Source organism: Streptomyces sp. DvalAA-14 (genome assembly GCF_900091855.1).
GTDB lineage: Bacteria > Actinomycetota > Actinomycetes > Streptomycetales > Streptomycetaceae > Actinacidiphila.
The window spans coordinates 1-4,173 of sequence record NZ_FMCH01000473.1 but is presented as its reverse complement, the minus strand read 5'-3'; the positions used below and the strand labels follow the sequence as shown (position 1 = coordinate 4,173).

Genomic DNA, 4,173 nt, shown 5'->3' with positions numbered 1-4,173 from the left:
GTCGCCGAACGGCCACCGCCCGCTTGGCGAGCACGTACCCGAACGTCCTCCGGGGTCGAGGTACCCCAGCTTGTGCGCCGACATCATCAGCCGCTCACCGCGGATCGCGGCCTCCTCGCGGTACGCGTCCAGCAGCAGCCAGCCCGCGCCGAGATACGCCGTCGCGGTGTCGGTGAGGATCTCGTTGTCCCGGGTGCCGGGGAACTCCAGCCCGAGCCGGTGCAAGTAGACATGCATCACCTCGTGCGCCAGCGCCGCCCCCACATCGCGCCGGTCGGTACGGAACCGCGCGTGCAGCTCGACGAAGTACTCGGGCCCGGCGGCCAGTTCGACGTGGCCCGCGTGCACCATGTCGCGGAAGCCGATCACCATCCGGGCGTCCGGCAGTCGCAGGTGCCGCACCATCACCCGCGCCACCCGCTGGGCGCCCAGGTAGATGTCCTCGTCGTCGGGGAAGTCCACCAGCTCCGGGTGCACGCTCGCCGCGAACCGGGCCACCCCGTCGGCGGACAGCCGCCGGTACAGCGCGGTCAGCGCCGTCCGTACCGTGGCCAGATGCGGAAACCCGTGCACGATCGGACCGCTCGCGGCGGTCGATGTCCCGGGCTCGGCGGGCTCGGCCATGGGCACCTCCCCGTGGCCACCGAGCCTACGCGCCGCAGCGATCCGCTGTCCCGGTCCCGGCCACGCCGACCCGTCCCCCGCGCACCCGTACCCGCACCCGCCCGTCCCCGCGACCCCCTGTTCGCCGGTGGCGCAAAGCCGTTCGCCCAGCGCGCAACCCCAGCGCGCGCCGGCCCGGCCGCCCGTAGCGTCGCCGTATGGACATGGACACCGTACAAGTCACCCCTGACATCCGGATGCTGCGCTTCCCCGTCGGGCAGGCGTACCTGATCGGACTTCCCGGCGGATTCGCCCTGGTGGACTCCGGGCCGGCCGGGTCCGAGCAGGACATCCTGGCCGCCCTCGCCGCGGCCGGCGGCGCGCCGGGCGATCTGCGGGAGATCGTCCTCACCCACGCCCACAGCGACCACACCGGATCCGCCGCCGCCCTCGCCGCCGCGACCGGTGCCCGCGTCGCGGCCGGCGCCGCCGACGCGGACGCGGTCCGCGGTTCGGCCCAGGTCCCGCCGCCGGTGCTGGAGCAGGACTGGGAACGGGCGCTGTACGAGCGGATCACCCCCGGGGTGACGCAGGCGCCGCCCGCCCCGGTGCACCGCGAACTCGCCGACGGCGACCGGCTCGACTGGGGCCTGGCCGCCCGGGTGCTGCACGTGCCCGGGCACACCGCGGGCAGCGTCGCCGTCCATCTGCCGGAGCTGGGCGTGCTGTTCACCGGCGACACCGTCGCGATGGGGGAGGGGCGGCCCATCCCCGGGGTGTTCAGCAACGACCACGTCGCCCTCGCCGCCGCCTACGCCCGGCTGGCCGCGCTCGACACGGCCACCGTCCTGTTCGGCCACGGCGAGCCGCTCACCGCGGACGGCGGCGCCGTCCTGCGCGCCGCCGCCCCCTGAGCGGCCCCCCGGACCGGCGGCGCCCGCCCCGCCGGACCCCCGGCCGGCGCCTGCCGAATCCGACCGATCCGTGCCCCCACCTGCACGCCCCGGTTCGTGATCAGCCGTTTTCCGATCGGAAAGCTGTATCCCCGGACCGCCGGCGTGCGGCAGCATGAACCGCATGCCTGCTCTCACCCGCGCCGAGGCGGAGACCCGCGCCCACGACCTGACCGTTCAGCACTACGCGATCGACCTCGACCTCACCCGGGGCGAGGAGATCTTCGGATCGGCGACCACGATCCGCTTCACCGCACTGCGGGACTGCGACACCTTCGCCGAGCTGAAGCCCGCCGAACTGCACCGGGCCACCCTGGACGGCGCCGCCCTCGATCCCGGCCTGCTCGACGGCAACCGGCTGCCGCTGACCGGTCTGGCGGCCGGCCCGCACGAACTGCGTGTCGAGGCCGACATGCGCTACTCCCGCACCGGCGAGGGCATGCACCGCTTCACCGACCCGGCCGACGGCGAGGCGTACGTCTACACGCAGCTGTTCATGGACGATGTGCAGCGCGTCGCCGCCGCCTTCGACCAGCCCGACCTCAAAGCCGTCTTCGACGTCGAGGTGACCGCCCCCGAGGCATGGACCGTGCTGGGCAACGGCGTGGCGACCCGCACCGCCCCCGGCCGCTGGCAGCTGGCCACCACCCCGCCACTGGCCACCTACTTCCTGGCGGTGGCCGCCGGGCCCTACCACTCGATCCGCACCGAGCACGCCGGCCTGCCCTTCGGGCTGCACTGCCGCCGCTCGCTGGCCGAGCACCTGGACCGGGACGCCGAGGAGCTCTTCGACCTCACCCGCCGCTGCTTCGACCACTACGGCGAGATCTTCGACGAGCCCTACCCGTTCGACTCCTACGACCAGGCGTTCGTGCCCGAGTTCAACGCCGGCGCGATGGAGAACCCGGGCCTGGTCACCTTCCGCGACACCTTCGTGCACCGCTCGGCCGTCACCCCCGGCGAGGCGCAGTTCCGGGCCGTGGTCATCGCCCACGAGATGGCCCACATGTGGTTCGGCGACCTGGTGACGCTGCGCTGGTGGGACGACATCTGGCTGAACGAGTCCTTCGCCGAGTACATGGGCTACCAGGTGGTCTCCGAGGCCACCCGCTTCACCGGCAGCTGGACCGACTTCGCGGTGGCCCGCAAGTCCTGGGGCTCGGACGCCGACCAGCGCCCCTCCACCCACCCGGTGGCACCCGACCCGGCCTCGGTGCCCGACACCGCCTCGGCACTCACCAACTTCGACGGCATCTCCTACGCCAAGGGGGCCTCCGCCCTGCGGCAGCTGGTCGCCTGGCTCGGCCGCGAGGACTTCCTCGCCGGGATCAACGAGCACTTCGCCCGGCACCGCTTCGGCAACGCCACCCTCGCCGACTTCATCGACTCGCTGTCCTCGGTCACCGAACGCGACGTCCCCGCCTGGGCCGACGCCTGGCTGCGCAGCAGCGGCATCGACACCCTCACCCCCACCGCGTCCCCGGCTCCCGGCGGTTGGCGGCTGGAGGTCACCCACAGCGGCAGCCGCCCGCACCGCGTCGAGGTCGGGCTCTACGACCGGGCCCCCGCCGGCCCCGGCCGGCTGGTGACGCGCGACCGGATCACCCTCGACATCGTGGCGACCGCCGCGGTCGCCAAACTCGATCTGGACGGCCCGCGGCCCGACGTGATCCTGCTCAACGACGGCGACCTGTCCTACGCCAAGGTCCGCTTCGACGAGCACTCCTGGGAAGCCGTCACCCAGGCCCTCGCCACGCTGCCGGACCCGCTCAGCCGGGCGGTCGCCTGGCGGGCCGCCCGCGAGATGGTCCGCGACGCGCGGACCGCTCCCGCCGACTACCTCGCCCTGGTCGCCCGCCACCTGCCGGCCGAGACCGACCCGTTCGTGGTCGAGGGCGTCCTGGCCTTCGCCCGCGGCCGGATCGCCGACCGGTTCCTGGCACCCGCGCTGCGCACCGAGGCGCTCGGCTCGCTCGCCGCCACCAGCCGCGCCCTGCTGGCCGACGGCCCCCAGGAGGTCCGGCTGGCCGCCACCCGCTGCCTCGTCGACGCGGCGATCACCGCCGAGGACAGCGCCGACCTGCGCCGCTGGTACGACGACGGCGCCATCCCCGGCGGCTCCCCGGCCGACCGGGAACTGCGCTGGAAGATGCTGCTGCGGCTGTCCGTGCTCGGCGCGGCCGGCGCCGCCGACATCGACGCCGAGGAGGAGCGCGACCCCAGCGCCAGCGGCCGTGAGGGCGCCGCCCGCTGCCGCGCCGCCCTGCCCGACCCGGACGCCAAGGCCGCCGCCTGGGAGTCCCTCTACCGCGACGACTCCCTGTCGAACTACCTGTTCGCGGCGACCGCCGAGGGCTTCTGGCACCCCGAACAGCGCGAGCTGGTCGGCGGCTTCGTCGCCCGCTACTGGGCGGACGCCGCCGCCCTCGCCACCCGCCGCGGGCCCGCCATCGCGGAAACGGCCGGCCGGGCCGGCTTCCCGGCGACCGCCGTCGACGCCGGCACGCTGGCGGCCGGCCGCGCGGCTCTCGGCGACCCCACCCTCACCCCCGCGATGCACCGTGCGCTCACCGACCAACTGGACGAGCTGGAGCGGACCTTGCGGGTCCGGGCGGCC

General features: G+C 74.7%; 2 protein-coding genes and 1 pseudogene. 2 read left to right on the top strand and 1 reads right to left on the bottom strand.

The annotated features are described in order from the left end of the window. Positions 1–624 (bottom strand): annotated as a pseudogene (locus GA0115240_RS24650) (hypothetical protein); the annotation flags it as partial. A gap of 203 nt (positions 625–827) precedes the next feature. On the opposite strand from GA0115240_RS24650, the gene GA0115240_RS24645 reads away from it, so the two are divergent. Both GA0115240_RS24645 and pepN read left to right on the top strand, forming a co-directional pair. Then, positions 828–1,517, top strand: a complete 690-nt coding sequence (locus tag GA0115240_RS24645) for an MBL fold metallo-hydrolase (RefSeq protein ID WP_093739756.1) — start codon at positions 828–830, stop codon at positions 1,515–1,517. A 163-nt stretch (positions 1,518–1,680) separates the two neighbouring features. Then, on the top strand, positions 1,681–4,173 hold a 2,493-nt coding region (gene pepN / locus GA0115240_RS24640), incomplete at its 3' end, for an aminopeptidase N (RefSeq protein WP_093739758.1).